Origin of the sequence: Synechococcus sp. H55.9 (assembly GCF_047462355.1) — a bacterium.
GTDB lineage: Bacteria > Cyanobacteriota > Cyanobacteriia > Thermostichales > Thermostichaceae > Thermostichus.
The window spans coordinates 31,575-35,963 of sequence record NZ_JANSJB010000005.1; the positions used below are offsets into that span (position 1 = coordinate 31,575).

The following is a 4,389-nucleotide window of genomic DNA, read 5'->3' on the forward strand; positions in this document are numbered from 1 at the left end:
CTCAAAAGGGCAATCGCCAAGAGAAGGCCGATGGCTAGGCGCAGATCCGCCAGCAGCGGCAGCAGCTCATGGCGACAATACCGCCGCAACAGCGGAAGAGGGTGGATAACCATGGGAAGTTGTTAGCTCAAGACTTGGATGCCGCTCCCAACTGGAGGGCAGCCCCATCTTAGCCTGTAGCGGCAGGGATCCCTCAGGCCCAAGCGGAGAGGATCGTCACGGTACCAAAGCCCACCAACACCACGCCACTGGCATAGGTGAACCAGCCCGACCAGCGCCGCAGGGCCAGCAGTTGCTTGAGCGAGCCGGCAAACACCCCTGCCAAGAGCAGCGGCAAGACCAGCCCCAGCGCATAGGCCAGCAGCAACCCGCCCCCCACCCAGGGCTGCCCCGTGGTGGAAACCCAAGCCAGCAAAGCCACCAAAACCGGCGTGCTGCAGGGAGAGGCCACCAGGCCAAAGGTGGATCCCAGCAACACTGCCCGGCCTAACCTGGGCCATTCGCCGGGGATCTCCAACCGGTTGAACCAAGCGGGAAAGCGCAGGGGAATCACCTCCAGCAGGTTGAGCCCCATCAAAATAGCAACTCCCCCCACCACAGTAGGCCAAAAGGATCCCGTCTGTCCGTAAACGCGGCCCAGCAAAGCTGCCCCTAAACCCAGCAGGGTCAGGGTAAAAGCCACCCCAGCCGCAAAACCCAAAGATTGGGCCCAGATGTGCCGACGCACTTTTCCGGCCCCTTCATCAGGGTTGGGGGTGTAGCCGCCGATATAGCCGATGGTTACCGGCAGCATCGATAGCGTGCAGGGAGAAAGACTGGTGAGCAAGCCGGCCAGGCCCACCGCCAGCAGGCTGACGGGAGAGAGGTGCTGCAGTTGACTCTGGACAAGCTGGGTTGCCCATTGTTCCAGGTGGTAGAGCCAAAGCTGGGCCATACTCGACATAAGCTCAATCCGTCCAACACAAGCCCAAGGTAGCACGAACGTCCCCAACCCCACCGGAGCTGCGCCCGCTACCCTTCCTCATTGCCCAGGTCTTGAGGAACTCTGCGGGGCTGGTTAACCGGGAACTGCTGCCATTCCTGCTGAGTTCGTTGCAGCACCAGCAGCAATTCGTCCCACCTTTCACCCTCGATCAACCGTTCTATCTGTCCCAACTGCGCTCGGTAGCTGCACAGGGTAGTCAGCAGCGCCTGCCGATTGTGGCGGGCCATCTCCAAACCCAATTGCGGGATCCCTCCGCCAACACGGCTGGTATCGCGGAATCCGCTGCTGGCTAGGGTGCGAGCCAAATGCAGAATGGCGGGATCCGCCTCTTGGCTGACGGCTGCGATCAAACCGGCGCTGACCATCACCGGCAAGTGGCTGATCCAGGCCACCGCTTGGTCATGTCGCGCGGGATCGGTGCAAACGGCTTCTGCATCAACAGCAGCCACCAGTTTTTTCATGGCAGCAAGAGCTTGCGGTTGGGTCTTGGCGATGGGAGTGAGCACGTAAGGCCGCCCCCGAAACAAGCCGGCTTCTGCCGCTTGGATCCCTTGTAGGCTTTTGCCGGCCATGGGGTGCCCTCCCACGAACAAAGGCCACAGTTCGGTTGCCGGAGCAACAATGGGCTGCTTAACCGAGCCGACATCGCTCACCACGGTCTCTGCCGATAGATAAGGCACCAGGGCGGCTAGGGTGGTCAACACCTGATCCAAAGGGGTGCAGATCAGCACCACTTGAGGGTCAAAGCGGGCCAACTGGGCCAACTCGGTTCCACAGCCTTGAACAGCGCCCCGTTGCAGAGCCTGTTGGCAGGTGGCCGGGGTGCGGCTCATCCCCCACACGGGATATCCCTTTTCGGTTAGCTTGAGGGCCAGGGATCCGCCGATCAACCCCAACCCGACAATGGCAATGCGCATGGTATGGCCACTTCAAACCAGATCAAGACACTCCCCAAGTGTTCCTCACTCCCACCCTCACCCCCAACCCCTCTCCCGGAGGGATATCCCTCACCCCCAGCCCCTCTCCCAGAGGGAGAGGGGAGTTAGGGCGGCACCTTCGCGACAGCGTTGCGTCGCAATAACGACGTAACAAACCGTTGCATTGCTATTTGAAATAACCATATCTCGATAGGCTGGCGATCCCCAGTCACGCTAAGTCAACAGGTGCTTTGGTGGCGCCCTTCCTCCTCCTGAAGAACCAACACCTCAGAAGCAAAGGCTCTGGCTGCCCTGTGGAAAAGCATACAGCCTCGGTATGCAGCCGCTAAGATGGAGGGATGAGCTGGGTAGCCCCCACAACTCACCCGGATCTTTCACTTCAGGAGGGGACCGTGCTTCATCGTAGGATCTATCAACTCAGCCGCGAAGGCAAGGATGTGTGGATCTACCTGCGCGATCAGGGACGCTGGCTGGAACGAGCCAAGATCCTCGATATCGAAGGGGATACCATCCTGGTTCGCTACGAAACGGAAGACGAGGAGGAGATCTGCTCTTGGGAGGAGATGATTCGTCTGGAAAGCATTGGGGCTGTTGCCCAGCGCCTTTCCACCATTCCCAAGGGAATGCTTAGCACGTCGGATTTGCTCATCTCGGAAGATTGTCCCCCTGCTGAATTGCTGCATTCGCCACTGTTGCCCGCGGAAGGGGAAGATCATCCCAGCGGCGAGCGCCTCGTCGAGGACTACTACCTGGATCGGGAGACTCCTGCCGAGCTGCCGGTGCGCTCAACTGGGGAAGATCTCAAACGGGTGGATCGTGCCCGGCAGGATGTCGAGGGGCAGCGGGAGAGCAACCACGACTAGAGTGGTTCTCTAGAGTTCAGCTTGTAGAGCTGTGGGGAGGAGGGATCCCATTGGGCAGGGGCGGATGGTCAATGGGCCGTAGAACTCCTCTTGGCACAGCTCTACCTGGGAGCGGGCAGCCATCAGCAGCAATGACCAGAAGACTTGGATGGGGTGAATGGCACCGCTGCTGCCGTTTTGGCAAAAGTGCTGCTGGAGAGCCGCAAAGCTGACCTGGGTCAGGCCCTGCTGCCAAAGTTGAGCCAGCAGCGACTCCAGCTCGGCGGTGGTTTCCAAAAGATTCTCCGGGTGGGCTAGCTGGGTGATGGCTGACAGCGCTTGCTGGCGAGAAACCCGTTGGGATAGGGGCTTTGGGGCAGCTTCGGGCCGGTGCTCCAGCAGGGTTTCCAGCTCTTGCAGGTGGACGATGAGTTCTTTGAGGGTGACAGGCCGGCTACGTTGAAGACGCGGCACCGCCCTGGGTTGCAACACGCCATCCAAGTCCGCCAAAGACCAGCTTGGCAAGGGATCCGCTTCCACATCCGCCGGACTGGGCTCACCCTCGTCTACTTCCGGTTCTGCCAAAGCCATCGCCTTGAGATAGACCAACATGGCAGCATGGAGCAGGGCTTGTCCCGACTCAGACAGGTCATGGCTGCTGCTGGTGGAGGCTATGCGGCTCAGAAAGCGGTCGATAACCTCGATAACCTGGACATCCCAGGGGTCGATCTCGCCGCGTTCTGCCAGATCGATGAGCAGGGCAATTGCCTCTTCGGTCGGTGAGTAGGCCATAGCACCCTACAGCTCCCTGCTCCTTACTGTAGCCCTCAGGCCGGATCCCGGCTATCTCTGACATCTCCGCATCTCTATGGCCGTCCGGCTTTTCGGCTCAACGGCTGACCCTTGGCTCTGGGGTACAAGCCCCGTCCGCCGCAGGCCTTGGTAAGGGGCGGGGCACTCGATCATCCCAGAATCCTCCTGCCTATCGCTATGCGGAAGCAAGCCAGCAGGTCGGGGAGTTGTCAAGCGATCATCGCATAATATAGAATCCTGCTCTAGTCGGATAGCTGCTAAAGTAGTACCTACGGGCGGTTAGCACAGTGGTAGCGCACTTCCTTCACACGGAAGGGGTCACAAGTTCGAATCTTGTACCGCCCATCTCTTCAGTTGCTCTGAAAAGCCAGGGGGTTCATCCCTCTGGATTGGGGCGCGGCCAAGCTCTCCGCTGCCGGACTGGTGGAGAAGAGGAAGCAGGATAGCGTAATGAAAGGGTTGAGGCCATGCAAGGACTCCGTTCCGCCGACGCGAGCAGAAGCATCCGCTCCATACTCCTGGGCTTGTGGATACTGATCCTGCTCGTCTTCCTCGTCCAAAACTGGGGATCCACAGCAGCGGTCGTTGTGGCCGGTCAAGCCGGCGCTGCGATTCCTTTGTCGCTGACGCTGTTGACTGCCTATGGGGTAGGAGTGGGCTTGGGGTTTCTGTATGTGGGCGCTTGGCGGCTGCATGACCGGGTGTTCCAGCGACAGGCAATCCGCAAGTTAAACCAGCTCATCGAGCGAGTGCGCTTCTTGGAAGCGCAGATCATCCCCCCTGACCACTATTTGCCTCAGGATCTGCCGGA

Annotated in this window: 4 protein-coding genes, 1 tRNA gene and 2 pseudogenes; 3 read left to right on the forward strand and 4 right to left on the reverse strand. The window is 59.9% G+C overall.

Going from position 1 to position 4,389, the window contains the following annotated elements:
• Positions 1–193: 193 nt before the first annotated feature.
• Positions 194–943: a cytochrome c biogenesis protein CcdA gene (locus tag NW857_RS01435; RefSeq protein ID WP_414337200.1), complete on the reverse strand. Its 750-nt coding sequence runs from the start codon at positions 941–943 to the stop codon at positions 194–196.
• A 68-nt stretch (positions 944–1,011) separates the two neighbouring features.
• The gene (locus NW857_RS01440; protein WP_414367773.1) at positions 1,012–1,902 is read right to left on the reverse strand and encodes a prephenate/arogenate dehydrogenase; all 891 of its coding nucleotides are present in this window, start codon (positions 1,900–1,902) and stop codon (positions 1,012–1,014) included.
• A 413-nt stretch (positions 1,903–2,315) separates the two neighbouring features.
• Here NW857_RS01440 and NW857_RS01445 point away from each other — a divergent pair.
• Positions 2,316–2,609 (forward strand): annotated as a pseudogene (locus tag NW857_RS01445) (DUF6679 family protein); the annotation flags it as partial.
• A 186-nt stretch (positions 2,610–2,795) separates the two neighbouring features.
• Here the strand turns inward: NW857_RS01445 and NW857_RS01450 are convergent.
• Complete coding sequence (locus NW857_RS01450) at positions 2,796–3,557, reverse strand: segregation/condensation protein A (protein ID WP_414334232.1); 762 nt, start codon at positions 3,555–3,557, stop codon at positions 2,796–2,798.
• Between the two features lie 294 nt (positions 3,558–3,851).
• Here NW857_RS01450 and NW857_RS01455 point away from each other — a divergent pair.
• Positions 3,852–3,923 (forward strand) — tRNA-Val (locus NW857_RS01455).
• A 5-nt stretch (positions 3,924–3,928) separates the two neighbouring features.
• On the opposite strand, the gene NW857_RS01460 is transcribed toward NW857_RS01455, so the two are convergent.
• Positions 3,929–4,177 (reverse strand): hypothetical protein, encoded by a 249-nt coding sequence (locus NW857_RS01460; protein ID WP_414367780.1) that lies wholly within the window; start codon positions 4,175–4,177, stop codon positions 3,929–3,931.
• Here NW857_RS01460 and NW857_RS01465 point away from each other — a divergent pair.
• A pseudogene (locus NW857_RS01465) lies at positions 4,103–4,389 on the forward strand (hypothetical protein); the annotation flags it as partial. The gene NW857_RS01460 and the pseudogene NW857_RS01465 sit on opposite strands and share 75 nt — an antisense overlap.